At 71.1% G+C, this 20,394-nt stretch carries 21 protein-coding genes and 1 pseudogene; 10 read left to right on the top strand and 12 right to left on the bottom strand.

The annotated features are described in order from the left end of the window. Positions 1–27: 27 nt before the first annotated feature. Positions 28–1,017, top strand: coding sequence for a GTP 3',8-cyclase MoaA (moaA, locus tag M8J74_RS14575; protein ID WP_249836803.1), 990 nt, complete (start codon positions 28–30; stop codon positions 1,015–1,017). A gap of 152 nt (positions 1,018–1,169) precedes the next feature. On the opposite strand, the gene M8J74_RS14570 is transcribed toward moaA, so the two are convergent. From M8J74_RS14570 to M8J74_RS14555, 4 genes are all read right to left on the bottom strand, one after another. After that, on the bottom strand, positions 1,170–2,630 hold the full coding sequence (locus M8J74_RS14570) for a GH1 family beta-glucosidase (protein WP_249836802.1): 1,461 nt from the start codon (positions 2,628–2,630) through the stop codon (positions 1,170–1,172). Positions 2,631–2,696: 66 nt separating this feature from the next. Continuing rightward, on the bottom strand, positions 2,697–3,629 hold the full coding sequence (locus M8J74_RS14565) for a carbohydrate ABC transporter permease (protein ID WP_058926149.1): 933 nt from the start codon (positions 3,627–3,629) through the stop codon (positions 2,697–2,699). Between the two features lie 15 nt (positions 3,630–3,644). Further along, entirely contained in the window at positions 3,645–4,640 is a 996-nt protein-coding gene (locus tag M8J74_RS14560; protein ID WP_372500181.1) for a carbohydrate ABC transporter permease, read from the bottom strand. 88 nt (positions 4,641–4,728) lie between these two features. Further along, entirely contained in the window at positions 4,729–6,042 is a 1,314-nt protein-coding gene (locus M8J74_RS14555; RefSeq protein ID WP_249836801.1) for an ABC transporter substrate-binding protein, read from the bottom strand. Positions 6,043–6,329: 287 nt separating this feature from the next. Here M8J74_RS14555 and M8J74_RS14550 point away from each other — a divergent pair, with 287 nt between their 5' ends. Then, positions 6,330–7,364 carry a LacI family DNA-binding transcriptional regulator gene (locus tag M8J74_RS14550; protein WP_249836800.1) on the top strand — a complete coding sequence of 345 codons (1,035 nt, stop codon included), beginning with the start codon at positions 6,330–6,332 and terminating at the stop codon, positions 7,362–7,364. Between the two features lie 22 nt (positions 7,365–7,386). Here M8J74_RS14550 and M8J74_RS14545 read toward each other — a convergent pair whose 3' ends face one another. Together M8J74_RS14545 and M8J74_RS14540 are read right to left on the bottom strand one after the other, a co-directional pair. After that, the gene (locus M8J74_RS14545) at positions 7,387–7,635 is read right to left on the bottom strand and encodes a hypothetical protein (protein WP_249836799.1); all 249 of its coding nucleotides are present in this window, start codon (positions 7,633–7,635) and stop codon (positions 7,387–7,389) included. A gap of 213 nt (positions 7,636–7,848) precedes the next feature. After that, positions 7,849–8,247: a DUF3099 domain-containing protein gene (locus tag M8J74_RS14540; RefSeq protein ID WP_058926153.1), complete on the bottom strand. Its 399-nt coding sequence runs from the start codon at positions 8,245–8,247 to the stop codon at positions 7,849–7,851. Positions 8,248–8,490: 243 nt separating this feature from the next. On the opposite strand from M8J74_RS14540, the gene M8J74_RS14535 reads away from it, so the two are divergent. Next, positions 8,491–8,769: a GlsB/YeaQ/YmgE family stress response membrane protein gene (locus M8J74_RS14535; RefSeq protein WP_249836798.1), complete on the top strand. Its 279-nt coding sequence runs from the start codon at positions 8,491–8,493 to the stop codon at positions 8,767–8,769. A gap of 51 nt (positions 8,770–8,820) precedes the next feature. On the opposite strand, the gene tyrS is transcribed toward M8J74_RS14535, so the two are convergent. From tyrS to M8J74_RS14520, 3 genes are read right to left on the bottom strand one after another with little or no spacing between them, the layout of a single operon-like run. Then, positions 8,821–10,089 (bottom strand): tyrosine--tRNA ligase, encoded by a 1,269-nt coding sequence (gene tyrS, locus M8J74_RS14530; RefSeq protein WP_249836797.1) that lies wholly within the window; start codon positions 10,087–10,089, stop codon positions 8,821–8,823. A 57-nt stretch (positions 10,090–10,146) separates the two neighbouring features. Then, positions 10,147–11,541, bottom strand: a complete 1,395-nt coding sequence (locus M8J74_RS14525) for a metallopeptidase TldD-related protein (RefSeq protein WP_249836796.1) — start codon at positions 11,539–11,541, stop codon at positions 10,147–10,149. Further along, positions 11,538–13,061, bottom strand: coding sequence for a TldD/PmbA family protein (locus M8J74_RS14520; protein ID WP_249836795.1), 1,524 nt, complete (start codon positions 13,059–13,061; stop codon positions 11,538–11,540). The genes M8J74_RS14525 and M8J74_RS14520 overlap by 4 nt, the downstream gene beginning before the upstream one ends. 252 nt (positions 13,062–13,313) lie before the next feature. Here M8J74_RS14520 and fabG point away from each other — a divergent pair, with 252 nt between their 5' ends. The 3 genes from fabG (at position 13,314) to M8J74_RS14505 (ending at position 15,286) form a co-directional block, all read left to right on the top strand. Further along, on the top strand, positions 13,314–14,018 hold the full coding sequence (fabG, locus tag M8J74_RS14515) for a 3-oxoacyl-[acyl-carrier-protein] reductase (protein ID WP_058926158.1): 705 nt from the start codon (positions 13,314–13,316) through the stop codon (positions 14,016–14,018). 5 nt (positions 14,019–14,023) lie between these two features. After that, positions 14,024–14,791 (top strand): enoyl-ACP reductase FabI, encoded by a 768-nt coding sequence (fabI, locus tag M8J74_RS14510; RefSeq protein WP_249836794.1) that lies wholly within the window; start codon positions 14,024–14,026, stop codon positions 14,789–14,791. A gap of 153 nt (positions 14,792–14,944) precedes the next feature. Further along, on the top strand, positions 14,945–15,286 hold the full coding sequence (locus M8J74_RS14505) for a hypothetical protein (RefSeq protein WP_249836793.1): 342 nt from the start codon (positions 14,945–14,947) through the stop codon (positions 15,284–15,286). On the opposite strand, the gene M8J74_RS14500 is transcribed toward M8J74_RS14505, so the two are convergent. Beyond that, positions 15,267–15,956 (bottom strand): FadR/GntR family transcriptional regulator, encoded by a 690-nt coding sequence (locus M8J74_RS14500; RefSeq protein ID WP_058926161.1) that lies wholly within the window; start codon positions 15,954–15,956, stop codon positions 15,267–15,269. The genes M8J74_RS14505 and M8J74_RS14500 overlap by 20 nt on opposite strands. Before the next feature lie 82 nt (positions 15,957–16,038). Here M8J74_RS14500 and M8J74_RS14495 point away from each other — a divergent pair, with 82 nt between their 5' ends. From M8J74_RS14495 to M8J74_RS14485, 4 genes are all read left to right on the top strand, one after another. Beyond that, positions 16,039–17,343 (top strand): CynX/NimT family MFS transporter, encoded by a 1,305-nt coding sequence (locus M8J74_RS14495; RefSeq protein WP_249836792.1) that lies wholly within the window; start codon positions 16,039–16,041, stop codon positions 17,341–17,343. Positions 17,344–17,391: 48 nt separating this feature from the next. Continuing rightward, a complete protein-coding gene (locus tag M8J74_RS44505; RefSeq protein WP_107416183.1) occupies positions 17,392–17,508 on the top strand; it encodes an SGM_5486 family transporter-associated protein in 117 nt (38 codons plus the stop codon). 166 nt (positions 17,509–17,674) lie between these two features. After that, positions 17,675–17,881 (top strand): hypothetical protein, encoded by a 207-nt coding sequence (locus tag M8J74_RS14490; RefSeq protein WP_058926163.1) that lies wholly within the window; start codon positions 17,675–17,677, stop codon positions 17,879–17,881. Between the two features lie 65 nt (positions 17,882–17,946). Then, the gene (locus tag M8J74_RS14485) at positions 17,947–18,465 is read left to right on the top strand and encodes a SixA phosphatase family protein (RefSeq protein ID WP_249836791.1); all 519 of its coding nucleotides are present in this window, start codon (positions 17,947–17,949) and stop codon (positions 18,463–18,465) included. A gap of 91 nt (positions 18,466–18,556) precedes the next feature. On the opposite strand, the gene serB is transcribed toward M8J74_RS14485, so the two are convergent. Together serB and M8J74_RS14475 are read right to left on the bottom strand one after the other, a co-directional pair. After that, positions 18,557–19,786 (bottom strand): phosphoserine phosphatase SerB, encoded by a 1,230-nt coding sequence (serB, locus tag M8J74_RS14480; RefSeq protein ID WP_249836790.1) that lies wholly within the window; start codon positions 19,784–19,786, stop codon positions 18,557–18,559. A gap of 136 nt (positions 19,787–19,922) precedes the next feature. After that, positions 19,923–20,394 (bottom strand): annotated as a pseudogene (locus M8J74_RS14475) (streptophobe family protein); the annotation flags it as partial.

Genomic DNA, 20,394 nt, shown 5'->3' with positions numbered 1-20,394 from the left:
TGATCCGCTACGAGGGAGGGGGCCCACGTGCTCATCGACACCTACGGCCGGGTGGCCACCGACCTGAGGGTCTCGCTGACCGACCGGTGCAACCTCCGCTGCACGTACTGCATGCCCGAGGAGGGCCTGCAGTGGCTGGCCAAGCCCGATCTGCTCACCGACGACGAGATCGTCCGCCTGATCGACATCGCCGTCACCACCCTGGGCATCCAGGAGATCCGCTTCACCGGCGGGGAACCCCTGCTCCGCCCCGGCCTGGTCGGCATCGTCGAGCGGGTCGCGCGGCTGGACCCCCGCCCCCAGATGTCCCTGACCACCAACGGCATCGGCCTGGGGCGCACGGCGAAGGCCCTGAAGGCCGCGGGCCTGGACCGGGTCAACGTCTCCTTGGACACCCTGCGCCCGGACGTCTTCAAGACCCTCACCCGCCGGGACCGCCACAAGGACGTCCTGGAGGGCCTGCGGGCCGCCCGCGACGCGGGCCTGACCCCGGTGAAGGTCAACGCGGTCCTGATGCCGGACCTGAACGCCGACGAGGCCCCCGACCTGCTGGCCTGGGCCGTCGAGCACGACTACGAACTGCGGTTCATCGAGCAGATGCCGCTGGACGCCCAGCACGGCTGGAAGCGCGAGGGCATGGTCACCGCCGGCGACATCCTCGCCTCCCTGCGCACCCGCTTCGACCTCACCCCCGAGGGCGCCGACGCGCGCGGCTCGGCCCCGGCCGAACGCTGGCTGGTCGACGGCGGGCCGCACCGCGTGGGCGTCATCGCCTCGGTGACCCGGCCCTTCTGCGCCGCCTGCGACCGCACCCGCCTGACGGCCGACGGCCAGATACGCACCTGCCTGTTCGCCCGCGAGGAGACGGACCTGCGCACCGCCCTGCGCGACGGCTCCCCGGACGAGGAGATCGCCCGCATCTGGCGGCTGGCCATGTGGGGCAAGAAGGCGGGCGCGGGCCTGGACGACCCGTCGTTCGTCCAGCCGGACCGGCCGATGTCGGCCATCGGCGGCTGACCGGCACCTGCCTTCCGGCGGACGAGCCCGGCCGGCCTCCGGGCGCGAACGCATGGCGGGCGACACCGGCCTCCCGACGGGCGACACCGGCCTGGCGACGGGTGACACCGTGCCGCTTCCGAAGCCGGACGCCGCCCCGCCCCCCGCTCAGGTCACACGTCGCCGGGCTCCTCCGTGGGAACCGCACCGGTGCGCGCCACCTCGGCGTACCACCGTGCGCTCGCCTTCGGGATGCGCCGGCCGGTGGGGTAGTCCACGTACACCGCGCCGAACCGCTTGCTGTAGCCGTAGCCCCACTCGAAGTTGTCCAGCAGCGACCACAGGAAGTACCCGCGGACGTCGACGCCCTCCTCGATCGCCCGGTGCACGGCGCTCAGGTGCCCGCGCAGATAGGCGATGCGGTCGGGGTCGGCGACCCGTCCCTGCGGGTCCACGTAGTCGTCGAAGGCCGCGCCGTTCTCCGTGATCATCAACGGCAGCCCGGGGAAGTCCGCCTTCAGCCGCAGCAGCAGCTCGTACAGACCGCTCGGGTCGACCGCCCAGCCCATCGCCGTCCGGTCGCCCGGCGGCAGGTGGAAGGCCACCTGGTCCGCGGCGGGCCACGGGCTGTGCTCACTGCGGCCGTGGCCGTCCGAGGTGTGGGTGCCGCGCCCGTCCGAGGCCGAGACCAGCGTCGGCGAGTAGTAGTTGACGCCGAGGAAGTCCAGCGGCTGGTGGATGGCGGAGAGGTCGCCGTCCTCCACGAAGCTCCAGTCCGTCAGCCGGGAGGTGTCCGCGACGAGGTCGTCCGGGTAGGCGCCGAGCAACTGGGGTCCGGTGAAGACGCGGTTGGCCAGCGCGTCGATCCGGCGGGCCGCGTCGACGTCCTCCGGGCGGTCGGTCAGCGCCCGGACGTGGTGGATGTTGAGGGTGATCGACGTCTGCGCGTCACCGGGCAGTTCGGCCCGCAGCGCCTGAACCGCCCTGCCGTGGGCCAGGTTCAGGTGATGGGCGGCCCGCAGCGCCGCCACCGGGTCGGTGCGTCCGGGGGCGTGCACCCCGGAGCCGTATCCCAGAAAGGCGCTGCACCAGGGCTCGTTGAGCGTGGTCCAGATCTTCACCCGGTCGCCCAGCGCACGGGCCGCGAGTGAGGCGTACTCGGCGAACCGCTCCGCGGTTGCCCGCTCGGGCCAGCCGCCGGCGTCCTCCAGCTCCTGCGGCAGATCCCAGTGGTAGAGGGTGACCACTGGCTCGATGCCCTTCTCCAGCAGCGCGTCGGTCAGCCGCCGGTAGAAGTCCAGGCCCTTCTCGACGGCGGGGCCGCGGCCGGTCGGCTGCACCCGCGGCCACGAGATCGAGAAACGGTAGGCGTCCACGCCGAGGTCGGCCATGATGTCGACGTCCTCGCGCCACCGGTGGTAGTGGTCGCAGGCCACGTCGCCGGTGTCCCCGTTGCGTACCCGTCCGGGCGTGTGCGAGTAGGTGTCCCAGATCGAGGGGGTGCGGCCGTCCTCGGCGGCGGCGCCCTCGATCTGGTAGGCGGCGGTCGCGGTGCCCCAGCGGAAACCGCTGGGGAAGACCAGGGCGGAGGTGTTCTGCGGCCCGGGTGCGACACGTCGGGTAGCGGTGGTCACGGAGATCCTTTCGGGTGGGGCGAGGGACATGCCGGTGCAGGGGAAGGCGTGGGGGGACCGCGCGGGTCAGCCCTTGACCGCGCCCTGCATGATGCCGCCGACGATCTGGCGGCCGAAGACGACGAACAGGGCGAGCAGCGGCAGGGTGCCCAGCAGGGCGCCGGCCATGATCAGCGACTGGTCGCGCACATACCCCGCGCTGAGCTGGGTGAGGGCGACGGGAACCGTCGGGTTGGTCATGTCGAGCACGATGAACGGCCAGAAGAAGTCGTTCCAGGCGTGCACGAACGTGATCATGAACAGCACCGCCATGGCCGGGCGCGCGACGGGCAGCACGATGCTCCAGAAGATGCGCAGCGAGTGCGCGCCGTCCACCCGGCCCGCCTCGACCAGCTCGTCGGGAAGGGCCTCGGCGAGGTACTGCCGCATGAAGAACACGCCGACGGCGCTCACCAGGGTGGGGAAGATGACGGCGGGCAGCTGCTGCCCCCAGCCGAGGTCCGTCATCATCATGAACAGGGGCACCACACCGAGCTGCGGCGGCACCATCATCGTCCCGATGACCAGCATCAGCAGCGCGTTGCGGCCCTTGAAGCGCAGCTTGGCGAAGGCGAACCCGGCCAGGGTGGCGAACAGCACGGTGGACAGCGCGATCACGCCGGCCACGATCAGGCTGTTGACCATGGCCTTGCCCAGCGCCGCGTCGCGCCAGGCCTTGCCCAGGTTCTCCAGCAGGTGCGGGCCGGGCAGGAACGGCGGCGGGCTCTGCGTCACACGGGTGTTGTCGCTGGAGGCGGCCACCATCGTCCAGTACAGCGGGAACAGCGACACCAGTGCGGCGAAGCCGAGCAGGACGTAGGCCAGGGGACCGGCGTGGTGCTGGCGTCCGGCGCGCGGCCGCAGCCACAGGCGCGTCCGGCGCCGGCCGGTGGACCCTTCGGGGGCGCCGGTGCGGGGCCGGGTGTCCGCCGTCCGGACCGGGAGACTGTCAGTGGTCATGGGAAGCACTCCTGGTCAGGACCTGCGCGCCAGCGCGCGCTTGAGGACTCGCTGGACGACGAAGACGAGGATGAGCAGCAGGAACATCGCCCAGGCGACGGTGGCGGCGCGGCCCATCTGGTAGTTCTTCCAGCCCTCCTCGTACAGCAGCAGGCCCAGCGTCTGGTACTGGTTGTCGGCGCCGCCGGTGATGCCGTTGGGCCCCTGCCCGAAGATCAGCGGCTCTCCGAAGAGCTGCGTGGCACCGATCGTGGACAGCACGATGGTGAAGACGATCGTGGCCCGGATGCCCGGCACGGTGACCTTGAGGAACTGCTGCCAGCGGGAGGCCCCGTCGATGGCCGCGGCCTCGTAGCGGTCGCGCGGGACGGCCTGCATCGCGGCCAGGTAGAGGAGGGCGTTGTAGCCGGTCCAGCGCCAGATGACGATCGTGGAGATCGCGATCTGGGCCGCCCACTTGTTGTTCTCGAAGTCGATGTGGTCCACCCCGACCAGGCTCAGCATCCAGTTGATCATGCCGAAGTCCCGCTCGAACAGCATGGTGAACACCAGGGCGGCCGCACCGACCGAGGTGGCGTACGGGGTGAGGGAGGCGACCCGGAAGAACGTCGACCCGCGCATCCGGTAGTTGAGCAGGTGTGCCAGGCCCAGGGCCATCAGCAGCTGCGGGACCGTGGAGATCACGCCGATGGTGATGGTGTTGGCCAGCGCGTTCCAGAAGCGGTCGTCGTTCCACAGGGCCGTGTAGTTGTCGAAGCCGACCCACTCCATCAGGCTCAGCGACGACAGTTCGACGTGGTGGAGGGAGATCCAGGCCGTGTAGATCAGCGGGTAGAAGCTGAAGGCCGCGAAGACCACGAAGAACGGGGCGATGAACGCGTACGGCGCTCCTCGCAGGTCGAGACGGTGCAGCAGGTTGCGCAGGCCCTGGCGGTCTTCGCGCGCCCTCTTGGCGGGCGGGGGAGCGGTGCCTGGAGCACCACCCTGGGTGATCGGGGTGGAGGTGGCCACCGGAGGCTTCCTTCCTTCGCGGGGTGACGGGCTCGAGGACCCGGCGGCCCGAACCGGGCCGCCGGGCTGGTGCGACGGGAGGGACGGCTCAGCCGGTGGCCTTCTTGATGCGCTCGTCCGTGGTCTTCCAGGCGTCGTCGGGGCTCTTGCCCTGCGACTCGATCAGCGTCAGGCCCTGCGAGAAGATGTCCTTGATCGTGCCGTCCTTGCGGCCGAGCACCTGCTCGTCGGGGATCTCCGTGGCGGCCTCACCGAAGATCTTGCCGATGGGCGCGCCGCTGAAGTACTCCGACTTCGCCCCGGTCACCGCGGGCGACTTCAGCGCCGTCGCCGACGACGGGAAGTTGCCGATCTTCTCGAAGAGGTAGGACTGCTGCTCGGGAGCGGTGAGCCAGGCGACGAGCTCCTTCGCCTCCTTCTTGACCGGGCTCTTCTCCATGACGCCGAGGAAGGAGCCGCCCCAGTTCGCGCCCTTCGGCGCCTTGGCGACGTCCCACTTGCCCTTGTTCGCGGGCCCGGCCTTCTCGCTGATGTGGGCGAGCATCCACGCCGGACAGACCGTGGTGGCGAAGGTGCTGTTCGCCAGACCGGGGTCCCAGCCCGGCTGGAACTGCCGGAGCTTCGCGGTGAGCCCCGAGGTCGCGGCCTGTGAGGCGAGCTTCCAGGCGTCCTTGACGACCGGGTTCTTCGCGTAGATCAGCTTGCCGCTCTTGTCGTAGAACTGCTCGGAGTTGCCGTAGATCATGGCGTTGAACAGGCCGCTGGAGCTGTCCATGTAGGCGGCCTTGGAGCCCTTGAGGCCGGCCTTGAACTGCTTGCCCACGGCGACGTACTTCGACCAGTCGCCCGCCCACAGCTTGGCCACCTGGTCCCGGTCGGTGGGCAGCCCGGCCTTCTCGAAGAAGTCCTTGCGGTAGCAGACCGCCATCGGGCCGATGTCCGTGCCGAGCCCGATGACCTTCTTGTCGGGGGCGGTGACCTGGCTGAGCTTCCAGGGCAGGAAGTGGGCGGTGCCGGGGACGTCCGAGAGGTCGGCGAACTTGTCCTTCTGGGTGTCGACCAGTTCCTTGGCGCGGCCCACCTCGATGCCCTGGATGTCCTTCAGGCCGCTGCCTGCGGCGAGATGGGTCTGCAGAGCGGTGTAGTACGTCTGCTCGTCGCCGGCGACGTCCGCCTTGATGACGACGTCCGGGTGCAGCTTCATGTACTTCTCCAGCAGACCGGTCTCCTTGAAGCCCATGACGCCGAAGAGACCCATGGTGATCACGGTCTTGCCGTTCTCGTGGCCTCCGCCGGTGCCGGAGCCACCGCCCGAACCGCAGCCCGCGACCAGCCCGAGGACCGTCGCGGCCGATATCGCGGCCGCGATTCTTGTACGCAACTTCGTGCGGGTGCTGCTCATTTCCGTCTCCCTAGCCGTGGCTGCCGACGCACCGGGACACCAGTCGAAACAGGACGGCTATTTGTCCGGATTAGTCTGGTGGGTACGTTCCCAAACGTTGGTGGGAACGTGCCCACCAAGGTGGGTGAAGACTGACCGTGCGGCCGTCGTCATGTCAAGAAGGTGAACGCGGTCGGTTACGGGGCGATGTCGCGGCGGCCCCCCGGCCGGTCGGATCGGCGCCCGCACGCCTCTGGCACAATGCGCAGGTGGCACGCGTCCGGCGGCGCGGCAGGCAAGGAGGGGCCATGGGGGAGAGGCAGCGGCCGACGATCAAGACCGTCGCCGCACGCGCCGGTGTCGGGCGGACCACGGTTTCACGAGTCATCAACGGCTCGGAACTCGTCAGCGACAAGGCGAAGGCCGCCGTTCTGGCCGCCATCGCCGAACTGAACTACGTCCCCAACTCCGTGGCCCGCGGCCTGGTCACCAGCAAGACCAACTCCGTGGCGCTCGTCATCCCGGAGTCCGAGAGCCGGCTCGGCTCGGAACCGTACTTCTCGGCCGTCATCCGCGGCGTGAGCACGGTCCTCGCGGAGACCCGCACCCAGCTCCAGCTCATGCTGGTCCGCGACCAGGGCGAACGCGACCAGCTCACCGCGTCGGTGGCGGAGCGGCGGGTCGACGGGGTGCTCCTCGTCTCCGTCCACGAGCACGATCCGCTGCCGGGCATGCTGGAGGAGATGGGCCTGCCCACCGTGCTCGCCGGCCGGCGCGGCCGGCAGGAGCCGCTGAGCCACGTCCACTCGGACAACGAGGGCGGGGCCGCGGCGGCGGTCCGGCACCTGCTGGACCAGGGGCGTACGAAAGTGGCCACCATCACCGGACCGCTGGACATGGACGTGGCCCGCAGCAGGCTTCAGGGATGGCGGGAGGCGCTGGAGCGGGCGGGCCTGCCGGCCGGTCCCGAGCTGGTCGCCAGGGGCGACTTCACCGAGGACGGCGGACGGGCCGCGATGCGTTCACTTCTCGAACAACTCCCGGATCTGGACGCCGTGTTCGCCGCCTCCGACGTCATGGCGGTCGGCGCGCTGCTGGAGCTGCGCCGGTCGGGGCGCCGGGTCCCCGACGACGTGGCCGTGGTCGGGTTCGACGACTCGATCCTCGCCCGGCACAGCAACCCCCCGCTGACCAGCGTCAGCCAGCCCGTCGAGAAGATCGGCAGCACCATCGCGCGGCTGCTCCTGGAGGAGATCGACGACCCGCGAACCCCGCGCCGGCACGTCGTCCTGCCGACCCGGCTGGTCGTACGCGAGTCGTCCGGGGGGCCGTCGGCCGACTGAGGGAAGGGCGACGGCACCGGCGTCAGCGGTCGCGGACCCCGTCCGTGCCCGGGGGGTCGGCGGCCCTCGTGGACTCCCACTCCGCGAGGGTCACGACGTCCTTGAGCATCCCCCGCACCCCGAGGAACTGCGACAGGTGCTCGCGGTGCTCGTCGCAGGCGAGCCAGGTCTTGCGGCGCTCCGGCGTATGGATCTTCGGGTTGTTCCACGCCAGCACCCACACGGCGTCGGCACGGCAGCCCTTGGCGGAGCAGATGGGGGTGTCACTCACAGGTATGTCTCACAACCGCTGCAAACAAGGCGACGCCGAGCAGCCACGGGGGGAGCTGCCCGGCGTCGGTCCGTCGCTCCGACGGGGGATGCGGAGCGCCTACGAAGTATGTCACGGGTCACCCGTCGCCCGGCACCTGAACAACATGATTGATCTGAGCATTTCTTGAGCTTGGCGCGAAGACGCCTTCCGTTTGTCACGCCCCGGTGCGGGTCACGCCGGGTCGTGCGGCTCGCTTCGTGCGCCCGCCGCTGGCTCCGCCGCGACATCTTCCGGAGCCGGTTCCGTGAAACCGTCGTTCGTCCGCGACGGCGCGATCATCGGGCGCATCGGCACCGAGACGAACGTCGACGGCAGACTCGGCGCGTTCTCCCGCCCGGCGTTCGCGACCACCACCGCGATGTACGGCAGGACCGCGCCGAGCACCAACGCCACGATCGCGACCGGCCGTTCCACGTTCCACAGCGAGGCCGCGAGGATGACCGAGACCGTACGGATCGACATGGAGATGACGTACCGGCGCTGCCGCCCGCGCACGTCCTCCTGCAGGCCCGTCCGGGCGCCGGTGATCCGGAACACCTGGCCGTTGCCGCCGCCGTGCTGCTTTCGCATCACATTCCACCATCCGCCCGCATCGGCCCTGCCTGTCCCCGTGTCCGGTCCACCCCGGCCGGGGTGGGGATCCGGACTGCTTCCACGGTACGCCGCGCCTGCGCCGCCTACGAGACCGGGTCCCCTCCACGCTGGGCGAACGCCCTCGTCCGGAGCACGTACGGCCGTACCCGACATGCGCCGTACGGCGTACCGCCCGAGGCTTGTCGTAATGCTCGCGTCGAGCCGTACAAGGAGGCAGCCATGGGCTGGTTGTGGGCGATCATCGTGGGATTCGTGCTCGGTCTGATCGCCAAGGCGATCATCCCGGGCAAGCAGCACAGCCCCCTCTGGCTGACCACCATCTGCGGCATGCTCGGCGCCATCGTCGGCAACGCGATCGCGAGGGCGTTCGGAGTGGAGTCGACCTCGGGCATCGACTGGAGCCGGCACGCCTTCCAGCTCGTCGCCGCGATCGTCATCGTCTTCGTGGTCGACATGCTGTACATGGCGACCCTGGGCAAGCAGAAGCAGACCGCCTGAGCACGGGAAAGGGGCCGGCTCCCATCGGAGCCGGCCCCTTTCGACGTGCGTCTAGGCGGACGCGACCTCGACCGCCGCCAGGTTCTTCTTGCCCCGGCGCAGCACCAGCCACCGACCGTGCAGCAGGTCCTCCTTGTCGGGCACGGCGTCCTCGGAGGCGACCTTGACGTTGTTCACGTACGCGCCGCCCTCCTTCACCGTCCGTCGCGCGGCCGACTTGCTGGCCACCAGGCCGACCTCGGCGAACAGGTCGACGACCGGGCCCAGCTCGGTGACCTGGACGTGCGGGACCTCGGACAGCGCCGCGGCCAGCGTCCTGTCGTCCAGGTCCGCCAGCTCGCCCTGCCCGAACAGCGCCTTGGACGCGGCGATCACCGCGGCCGTCTGGTCGGTCCCGTGCACCAGGGTCGTCAGCTCCTCGGCCAGCGCGCGCTGGGCGGCGCGGGCCTGCGGGCGCTCCTCGGTCTGCTTCTCCAGCTCCTCCAGCTCCTCACGGGATCGGAAGGACAGGATGCGCATGTACGTGGAGATGTCCCGGTCGTCGACATTCAGCCAGAACTGGTAGAACGCGTACGGCGTGGTCATCTCGGCGTCGAGCCAGATGGCGCCGCCCTCGGTCTTGCCGAACTTGGTGCCGTCCGCCTTGACCATGAGCGGTGTCGCGAGGCAGTGCACCTCGGCCTCGGGCTCCAGCCGGTGGATGAGGTCGAGGCCCGCGGTGAGGTTGCCCCACTGGTCGCTGCCGCCCTGCTGGAGCGTGCAGCCGTAGCGCCGGTACAGCTCCAGGAAGTCCATGCCCTGGAGCAGCTGGTAGCTGAACTCCGTGTAGCTGATGCCCTCCTGCGACTCCAGCCGCCGGGCGACGGAGTCCTTGGTCAGCATCTTGTTGACGCGGAAGTGCTTGCCGATGTCCCGCAGGAACTCGATGGCCGACATGCCGGCCGTCCAGTCCAGGTTGTTCACCATCACCGCGGCGTTCGCGCCCTCGAAGGACAGGAACGGCTCGATCTGCGCGCGCAGCCGGGTCACCCAGTTCGCGACCGTCTCCGGGTCGTTCAGCGTGCGCTCCGCCGTGGGCCGCGGGTCGCCGATCTGGCCGGTCGCCCCGCCCACCAGCGCCAGCGGGCGCAGTCCGGCCCGCTGGAGCCGGCGCATGGTGAGGACCTGCACCAGGTGACCGACGTGCAGACTGGCCGCGGTCGGGTCGAAACCGCAATAGAACGTGACGGGACCGTCCGCGAGCGCCTTGCGCAAAGCGTCCTCGTCAGTGGACAGGGCCCACAGCCCACGCCACTTCAGCTCGTCGACGATGTCCGTCACGGTTCTCGTATCTCCTTGGATGATCCTCGGGCAGTCGGCTGACAGCCGCCTACGAGGTTATACGCCCTGGCTGACAGAGCTCATGTTGAAGTCGGGCACCCGCAGGGCGGGCATCGCGGTCCTAGTGAACCAGTCGCTCCACTCCCTGGGCAGCGTCTTTTCCGTACGCCCGGCCTCGGTGGCCCGGCCCAGCAGGTCCACCGGCGACTCGTTGAAGCGGAAGTTGTTCACCTCACCGGTCACCTCGCCGTTCTCCACGAGGTAGACGCCGTCCCTGGTCAGGCCGGTCAGCAGCAGCGTGGCCGGATCGACCTCGCGGATGTACCACAGGCAGGTCAGCAGCAGCCCGCGTTCGGTGTTCGCGACCATCTCCTCCAGGGAGCGGTCCTCGCCGCCGGTCAGGATCAGGTTCTCGATCGCCGGGGCCACCGGCAGTCCGGTCAGACCGGCGCTGTGCCGGGTGGTGGCGAGGTTCGTCAGCACTCCCTCGCGCACCCAGTCGGTCGCCGTGAGCGGCAGGCCGTTGTCGAACACCGACTGGTCGCCGCCGGAGGAGTGGGCGATCACGAAGGGCGCCGACTCCAGGCCGGGCTCGTTCGGGTCGCTGCGCAGCGTCAGCGGCAGCTCGCTGAGCCGGTCGCCCACGCGCGTGCCGCCGCCGGGCTTGGAGAACACCGTGCGCCCCTCGACCGCGTCCCGGCCCGAGGCGGACCACAGCTGGTAGATCAGCAGGTCGGCCACGGCGGTCGGCGGCAGCAGCGTCTCGTACCGCCCGGCGGGCAGCGCGATCCGCCGCTCGGCCCAGCCGAGGCGTACGGCGAGCTCGGCGTCCAGCGCCGCCGGGTCGACGTCCTTGAAGTCCCGCGTGGACCGCCCGGCCCACGCCGAGCGCTTGCGGTCGGGCGACTTGGCGTTGATCTCCAGCGTGCCGTTGGGCTGGTCGTGGCGCAGACGCAGCCCCGTCGACGTCCCCACGTAGGTCGACACCAGCTCGTGGTTGGCGAAGCCGTACAGCTCGCGTCCGCCCGCACGCGCGCGGGCGAAGGCCTCGCCGAGCGCCGGTGCGAAGTCGGCGAACACGGCGGAGCCGGTCTCCGCGGGCGCGTCGGTGAAGTCCGGGGAGGCCGGCACGTCCGTGACGAGCGGCTGCGCGTCCTCGGCCGGGCCCGCGGCGCGCGCGGCGGCCTCCGCGGCCCGCACCAGCGGCTCCAGCTCCTCGACGGTGACGGCCGAGCGCGAGACGACACCGGAGGCCGTGCCCTCCTTGCCGCCGACGGTCGCGATCACGGTGAGCGTACGGCCCCTGGTCACACCGTTCGTGGTGAGCGCGTTGCCCGCCCAGCGCAGGTTGGCGGTGGACTGCTCGTCGGCGATGACGACACAGCCGTCGGCGGTGGACAGCTCCAGCGCCCGCTCGACGATCTCGTGCGGCTTGCTGCTGCGGGCGCTCATCGACCGGCCTCCTGCGTGGTGTTGAGGATGTTGACGCCCCGGAAGAGCGCCGAGGGGCAGCCGTGGGAGACGGCGGCGACCTGGCCCGGCTGGGCCTTGCCGCAGTTGAAGGCGCCGCCCAGGACATAGGTCTGCGGGCCGCCCACCGCGGCCATCGAGCCCCAGAAGTCGGTGGTCGTCGCCTGGTAGGCGACGTCCCGCAGCTGCCCGGTGATCCGCCCGTTCTCGATCCGGAAGAACCGCTGGCCGGTGAACTGGAAGTTGTAGCGCTGCATGTCGATGGACCAGGAGCGGTCCCCGACGACGTAGATCCCGCGGTCGACCCCGCCGATCAGGTCCTCCGTGGACATCCCGGCCGGGTCCGGCTGGAGCGAGACGTTGGCCATGCGCTGCACGGGCACGTGTGCGGGGGAGTCCGCGAAGGCGCAGCCGTTGGAGCGCTCGAAGCCCGTCAGCTTCGCGATGCGGCGGTCGAGCTGGTAGCCGACGAGCGTGCCGTCCTTGACCAGGTCCCAGGACTGGCCCTCGACGCCCTCGTCGTCGTAGCCGATCGTCGCGAGACCGTGCTCGGCGGTGCGGTCGCCGGTGACGTTCATCAGCTCGGAGCCGTAGCGCAGCTTGCCGAGCTGGTCGAAGGTGGCGAAGGAGGTGCCGGCGTAGGCGGCCTCGTAGCCGAGCGCGCGGTCCAGCTCGGTGGCGTGGCCGATGGACTCGTGGATGGTCAGCCACAGGTTGGACGGGTCGACGACCAGGTCGTACAGGCCCGCCTCGACGCTCGGCGCCCGCATCTTCTCGGCGAGCAGCTCCGGAATCTGCTCCAATTCCCCGTCCCAGTCCCAGCCGGTGCCGGTCAGGTACTCCCAGCCCCGTCCGACGGGCGGCGCGACGGTCCGCATCGAGTCGAACTCGCCGCTCGACTCGTCGACCGACACGGCCGTCAGGGACGGGTGCAGCCGGACGCGCTGCTGCGTCGTCGCGGTCCCGGCCGTGTCGGCGTAGAACTTGTTCTCGTGCACGGTGAGCAGGGAGGCGTCGACGTGGTTGACGCCGTTCGCGGCGAGCAGCCGCGCGCTCCAGTCGGCCAGCAGCGCCGACTTCTCCTTGTCCGGCACCGAGAACGGGTCGATCTCGTACGACGACACCCACGTCCGGTCGGCGTGCACGGGCTCGTCGGCGAGCTCCACCCTCTCGTCGGAACCCGCGGCCTTGATCACCTGAGCGGACAGCTTCGCCATCGCCACCGCCTGCGAGGCGACCTTGGCCGCGGCGTCCAGGGTCAGGTCGACGCCCGAGGCGAAGCCCCAGGTACCGCCGTGCACGACGCGCACCGCGTACCCGAGGTCGGTGGTGTCCGACGACCCGGCGGGCTTGGCGTCCCGCAGGCGCCAGGAAGCGCTGCGCACCCGTTCCAGGCGGAAGTCCGCGTGCTCGGCTCCCAGCGCACGCGCGCGGGCGAGCGCGGCGTCCGCGAGGGCGCGTAGCGGGAGTGCCGTGAAGGCTTCGTCGATGGTATGAGGCACCTGCGTCTCTTCCTGTTGACCCGACAGTGACCGGCGGTTGCCCCCGATCATGTCGCGACGACCGGGTGGCGGACCACACGTTTGCGGGCGTGCCCGGCGACTTTCTGTAGGGACCCGACAGCGAGTCCCCCGAGCCACTGTCGGTGCCCGATTGTCCGCGGGAGGGCCCGGCCCGATAGGTTTTCGAGGGAAGCCGCCTGTCGTCCAGCTGTCCGGGCGGATGTGTCAGACCCCTATCGAAAGGGTGATCCGTTGAGCCGCTCGGTTCTCGTCACCGGAGGCAACCGGGGCATCGGCCTCGCCATCGCCCGCGCGTTCGCCGATGCCGGCGACAAGGTCGCGATCACATACCGTTCGGGTGAGCCGCCGGCCGGCTTCCTGGCCGTCAAGTGCGACATCACCGACACCGAGCAGGTGGAGCAGGCCTACAAGGAGATCGAGGACGCCCACGGCCCCGTCGAGGTCCTGATCGCCAACGCCGGCATCACCAAGGACCAGCTCCTGATGCGCATGTCGGAGGAGGACTTCACGTCCGTCCTCGACACCAACCTCACCGGCACCTTCCGCGTGGTCAAGCGGGCCAACCGCGCCATGCTGCGCGCCAAGAAGGGCCGCGTGGTCCTGATCTCCTCGGTCGTCGGCCTGTTCGGCGGCCCCGGCCAGGCCAACTACGCCGCCTCCAAGGCCGGACTGGTCGGCTTCGCGCGCTCCCTCGCCCGTGAGCTGGGCTCGCGCAACATCACCTTCAACGTCGTCGCGCCCGGCTTCGTCGACACCGACATGACCAAGGCGCTCACCGACGAGCAGCGCGAGAACATCGTGTCCCAGGTGCCGCTCGGCCGTTACGCACAGCCCGAGGAGGTCGCCGCGACGGTGCGGTTCCTCGCCTCGGACGACGCCTCGTACATCACTGGAGCCGTCATCCCCGTTGACGGCGGACTGGGAATGGGTCACTGAACACCATGAGCGGAATCCTCGAGGGCAAGCGCGTCCTGATCACCGGTGTGCTGATGGAGTCCTCCATCGCCTTCCACGCCGCCAAGCTGGCCCAGGAGCAGGGCGCCGAGATCATCCTGACCGCGTTCCCGCGGCCCACGCTGACCGAGCGCATCGCCAGGAAGCTCCCCAAGCCCACCAAGGTCATCGAGCTCGACGTCACCAACGACGAGCACCTGGGCCGTCTGGCCGACGTGGTCGGCGAGGAGCTCGGCGGCCTCGACGGCGTCGTGCACTCCGTCGGCTTCGCGCCGCAGGACGCGCTCGGCGGCAACTTCCTCAACACGCCGTTCGAGTCGGTCGCCACGGCCATGCACGTCTCGGCGTACTCCCTGAAGTCGCTGACCATGGCCTGCCTGCCGCTGATGCAGAACGGCGGCTCGGTCGTCGGCCTGACCTTCGACGCGCAGTACGCGTGGCCGCAGTACGACTGGATGGGCCCGGCGAAGGCCGCCCTGGAGGCCACCAGCCGCTACATCGCCCGCGACCTGGGCAAGCAGAACATCCGCTGCAACCTGATCTCCGCGGGCCCGATCGGCTCCATGGCCGCCAAGTCCATCCCGGGCTTCAGCGACCTGGCCGCCGTCTGGGACAGCCGTTCCCCGCTGGAGTGGGACCTGAAGGACCCGGAGCCGGCCGGCAAGGGCATCGTCGCCCTGCTGAGCGACTGGTTCCCGAAGACGACCGGCGAGATCATCCACGTGGACGGCGGTCTGCACGCCATCGGCGCCTGACCGCCCGCGTTCTCTCGACGCCCCGCTTCCGCAAGGCAGCGGGGCGTCGCCCGTTCGGCCTATCCGGCCGGGCGCCGGCGGCCGGTGACCGGGCACGCTGGAGGGGCGTTCACCACACGCTCCCTCCCCAGCCCGGCCGAGGAGGTCCCCGTTGTGCGCCTGTCCCGCAGCCTGGCCTCAGTGACCGCCGCCGTCGCTCTCGTGATGTCCCTGCCGTTCGAGGCGGTGCCGCACGCGCGCGTGCCGAGAGCCGCCTCCGCCGAGCCCTTCGGGGCCGAGTGCCGCACCAGGGTCACCGGCTCCCATGTGACCGCCTACTGCCACAACCCCTATCCCGAGACCGACCGCGTCAGCCTGCACATCGAGTGCGACCAGTGGTGGGACATCGACAGCGACGGCACCCTCGTCGACGTCCCGCCGGCGCTGACCGTACGGCTCACCGGGCGCTGCTGGGAGGACGTGCGCACGGCGTGGGTCAGTCACCAGAAGGGCTGAACCGCCCGGGACGGCACAGGAACGGATAGCTCGCCGCCTCCGTGCCCGCCGCCTCGGCGTCGCCCGCGCGGATCGCGTCGACCAGCCGCGTGTGGTCCATGTACGTCTCCGGCGTCAGCTCCTCGCCGACGTCCTCGCGCAGCCAGTCCCGCAGCACCTCGCCGAGGTCGGCGTACATCTCGGTCATCACGTCGTTGTGGGACGCGGAGACCACCGCGAGGTGGAAGGTGGAGTCGGCCGTCACGAACGCCTCCGTGTCGCCCGACGCCCACGCCTCCTCGCGCCGCACCAGCAGCGCGTCGAGCTGCTTGAGGTCCTTCTCCGTGCGCCGCCGGGCGGCCAGCCGCGCCGCGGAGGACTCCAGCGTGGAGCGCAGCTCGGCGATGTGCCGGGGGTCGGCGTCGGCGAACCGGCGGTGCATCACGCCGGCCAGCTCGCTGGTGGCGACGACGTAGGTCCCCGAGCCCTGGCGGATGTCCAGCAGGCCGTTGTGCGCGAGGGCGCGGACGGCCTCGCGGACCGTGTTGCGGGCGACGCCGAGCTGCTCGACCAGCTCCGGCTCCGTCGGGATGCGCGAGCCCACCGGCCACTCGCCGGAGGTGATCTGGTTCCGCAGCGCGGCGATGACCTGCTCGGACAGGGCCGAACGACGGGGATGGCTCAGGGGCATGGCACACCTTCGCACGCGGCGGCCGGGTACGGCGGACCCGGGCATGGACAACCAATCATCCCATGATTCTATGATGGGTCTCATGGCACGTGAGGAAACCAGCACGACGACGTCCACGGCGGTTCGCGGCCCGGCCGCCCAGGAGCCACCGCGACCCGCCACGCACGCGTGGACGACACGACTGCTCCTGATCGGCATCGTGCTGACCGCGCTGAACCTCCGCCCCGCCATCACCAGCCTCGGCGCGCTCCTGAAGGAGGTCCGCGACGGGCTGGGCATGAGCGGCAGCGTCGCCGGACTGCTCACCTCCGTGCCCCCGCTCTGCTTCGCCGTCTTCGGCGTCATGGCCGCGCGCCTGGCCCGCCGCTTCGGCCTCGCCGCAGTGGTGTGCGCGGGCATGCTCGCCATCACCGCCGGCCTGCTGATACGCCCGTACGCGGGCGGCACGGCGGGCTTCCTGGCCGCCAGCGCGCTCGCCCTCATGGGCATCGCCGTCAGCAACGTCCTGATGCCGGTCATCGTCAAGCGCTGGTTCCCCGACCGGGTCGGCTCCATGACCGGCCTGTACTCCATGGCCCTCGCCCTGGGCACCGCGTCCGCCGCCGCGATCACCGTCCCCATGACCGACGCCCTGGGCGGCTCCTGGCGGACCGGCCTCGCGGTGTGGGCGGCGCTCGCCGGGGCGGCCGTACTGCCGTGGATCCCGTTCGTACGGCGCCGGGAGGCGACCCCCGCCGAGGAGCCGGCGACGCGGGAAGAAGGGCGCGTGCGGGAGCGCTCCGCCCACGACGCGGCGCCCGCGCTGCGCATCACCCGCAGCCGTACCGCCTGGGCCCTCGCCGTCTTCTTCGGCCTCCAGGCCACCGCCGCCTACATCACCATGGGCTGGATGGCGCAGATCTTCCGGGACGCGGGCGTGTCCGCCGGCACCGCGGGACTGCTGCTGGCGGTCACCATGGTGATGGGCGTGCCGCTCGCCTTCGTCATCCCGCGCGTCGCCACCCGGCTGCCGCACCAGGGCCCGATCGTGCTCGCGCTCGGCGTCTGCGGACTGGCCGGATACGCCGGCCTCTACCTCGCGCCGGCCGGCGGCGCCTGGGCCTGGGCCCTGCTGCTCGGCGTCTCCAACTGCGCCTTCCCGCTCGCCCTGACCATGGTCGGCATGCGGGCCAGGACCGGCGCCGGCGTCGCCCAGCTGTCGGCCTTCGCGCAGAGCACCGGGTATCTGATCTCCATCCCCGGCCCGCTGCTGGTGGGCGTGCTCTACCAGCACAGCGGCGGCTGGGGCCTGCCGATCGCCCTCATGTCCGCGCTGATGATCCCGCAGATGGTGGTCGGCGTGCTGGCGGGCCGGAACCGCACGGTCGAGGACGAGGCGGCCCGCTGACCTCACCCCGGCGGCCCCCGGGCGGGGGAGGGGTGCGAGACTTGCCGTATGCCAGTGCTCGATCCGAACCCCCAGAACGGCCAGAAGAAGATGCTGATCGTCTTCGGCGCGTTCTTCGCCATCTTCGTGATCATCGCCGTCATCGCGACGCTCGCCTCCCCCTGACACCCCCTGCGGGGGCCATGGTGGTGCTAGCCCCACCATCCCCTAGGGGGTGAGTGTCAGGGTCAACTGGGTGGATCTCCGGATGGGTTGAGGGCGCCCGGCTCCGTACCTTCGAAGTGTGGCCGCGACCGGCGGACCACCGGCCCGAAGACCCACGGAGGAACCCATGTCGGCCCAGTCGCACACCCGGCCCCACGCGGCGACCACGGGCCGCGTCGACATCCGGCTGCCCTGGTGGGCCCTCGCCCTGCCCACCCTCGCCTTCATCGTGCTGCTGGCGCTCATGCTGAACCCGACGGACGCGCAGGCGGCGGCCGGCGACCCGGCGATCACGCACCTCTTCGAGCGCGTGCAGCAGCTCATGGCCCGCTGAGCACGCCCGAAGCCGCCGGTCAACTCCCTGCGCCCGTTGGCCTGTTTCATGCGAAGCTGGGTGGCATGAGCGTCGCAGAACCCCGCAGGATCGTCCTCTTCCGGCATGCGAAAGCCGACTGGCCCCAGGTGACCGATCACGAGCGCCCCCTCGCCGAGCGGGGACGCATGGACGCCGCAGTCGCCGGACGCAAGCTGGCCGACTCCGCCGTCACCTTCGACCTGGCCCTGTGCTCCACCGCGACCCGGACCCGGGAGACCTGGAAACTCGCCGTCCACGAGTTCCCGCACCGGCCGAAAACCGTCTATGAGGAGCGGATCTACGAGGCCTCGCCCGGCGAGCTGATCGCCCTGCTGAACGAGACCCCGGACGACGCCCAGAACGTCATCCTGATCGGTCACAACCCGGGCGTGCAGGGCCTCGCCGACATCCTGGCCGGCTCGGCCGAGGGCGACGCCCGCGAGCGGATGAACGGCCGAGGCTTCCCGGCCGCCGCCTTCGCCGTCCTGACCTTCGACGGTTCCTGGAAATCCCTGGAGCCGGCCGTGGCCACCCTCACCGACTACTGGGCGCCCAGCGAGTGACACCCCGCGCGGACGCCCGAGGGGCCCGGCACCATGGTGGTGCCGGGCCCCTCGGGCGTACGGCGTGAGGCGTGGTCCGCGCGCCGGCCGGCTACCGGTCGTCCTGGGTGTCCGCGGCCTCGACCTCCTCGCGGGTGACGCCCAGCAGATACAGGACGGTGTCCAGGAACGGCACGTTCACCGCGGTGTGCGCCGCCTCCCGGACGACCGGCTTGGCGTTGAAGGCGACCCCGAGACCGGCCGCGTTCAGCATGTCCAGGTCGTTGGCGCCGTCACCGATCGCCACGGTCTGGGCGAGCGGCACGCCCGCCTCAGCGGCGAACCGGCGCAGCAGCCGCGCCTTGCCCGCGCGGTCCACGATCTCGCCGGTGACCCGGCCGGTCAGCCGCCCGTCGACGATCTCCAGCGTGTTGGCCTGGGCGAAGTCCAGCCCGAGCCGCTCCTTGAGATCGTCGGTGACCTGGGTGAAGCCGCCGGAGACCACACCCACCTGGTAGCCCAGCCGCTTCAGCGTGCGGATCAGCGTCCGGGCACCCGGTGTCAGCCGCACCTCGCTGCGCACCTTGTCGACGACCGACGCGTCCAGGCCCTCCAGCAGCGCCACGCGCGCGTGCAGCGACTGCTCGAAGTCCAGCTCCCCGCGCATCGCGGCCGCGGTGACCTCGGCGACCTTGTCCTCGCAGCCCGCGTGCGCGGCGAAGAGCTCGATCACCTCGTCCTGGATGAGGGTGGAGTCGACGTCCATGACGACGAGCCGCTGCGCCCGCCGGTGCAGCCCCGCGGCGACGACCGCCACGTCGACACCCAGTGCCGCCGCGTCCGTCACCAGGGCCGTGCGCAGCGGTCCGGTCTCGACGCCGGAGACCGCGAACTCGACGGCCGTGACCGGGTACTTGGCGAGCCGGAAGATACGGTCGATGTTGCCGCCGGCGTGGGCGATCTTCGCCGCGATCCGGGCGGTCGCCTCCGCCGTGAGCGGATGACCGAGGACGGTGACCAGGGAGCGGCCCAGACCGCGGGGACGGTTGTCGCCGTGGCCGGAGATGATCTCCGCCTGCATCTTCATCGACTCCGCCCAGCTGTGGACGGTCGCCCGCAGGTCGCCCTCGAGTCCGGCGGCCACCGGCTGCGTCACGAGCGCGCAGAGCGTGAGACGGCCACGGGTGACGACCTGCTCGATGTCGACCACGTCGACGGAGTAGGCGGCGAGGGTGTCGAAGAGTCCGGCCGTGATGCCCGGCCTGTCCTTGCCGAAGATCTTGACGAGGAGAGTGGGGGCGTCAGGGGCCACGTCGGAGGGCGAGGTCTGCGAAGCGCTCATGGTGTACCCACCGTATCCGGCACCCAGTGCCGTCCGCCGCCGCGGTCCGTCTGGCGGACACCGAACATCGGGTGTCGGGCGGGTGACCGGCACCTTGCGACGCGGTGGCGACGTCCGGACCTCCCCGCGGCGGTGCTCAGTGATCCTTCTTCGGGCTCCCCGGCGGGGGAGCGGGTGGCGGCGGAGGCGGTGGTGGCGGGCCGTCGCCCCACGACGACCGGGGACGGTCCCCGCGGCCGGGCCGCGGCGGCTGCCGGCCGGGCGGCGGGTTGCCGAGCGGCCGGACGACGGTGGGAGCGCCGTACACGTCGCGGTTCCCGGCGCCGGGCGGCGGTACGCCCTCCCCGGAGCCGGAGCCGGAGCCGGAGCCGGAGCCGGAGCCGGAGCCGGAGCCGGAGCCGGAGCCGGTGGCGGGGCGGTCGGGTGGCCGCGCGTCCTCGGGCTCCCTGGCCTCGTCCGGCACCCGAAGGTACGGATTGGTGGCGGGATTGGGCGCCCGGTAGGACCCGGCGGGCGTGTACGGCCCCGAGCCACCCGCATACGGCCCCTGCGCGCCCGTCGCCCCCGCGGGCACCCCGGACTCCGGCGCGTACCGCGGCCGCGCGGCG

Source organism: Streptomyces panaciradicis, assembly GCF_023516615.1.
GTDB classification, from domain to species: Bacteria; Actinomycetota; Actinomycetes; order Streptomycetales; family Streptomycetaceae; genus Streptomyces; species Streptomyces panaciradicis.
This window is presented reverse-complemented; position numbering and strand designations above follow the sequence as displayed.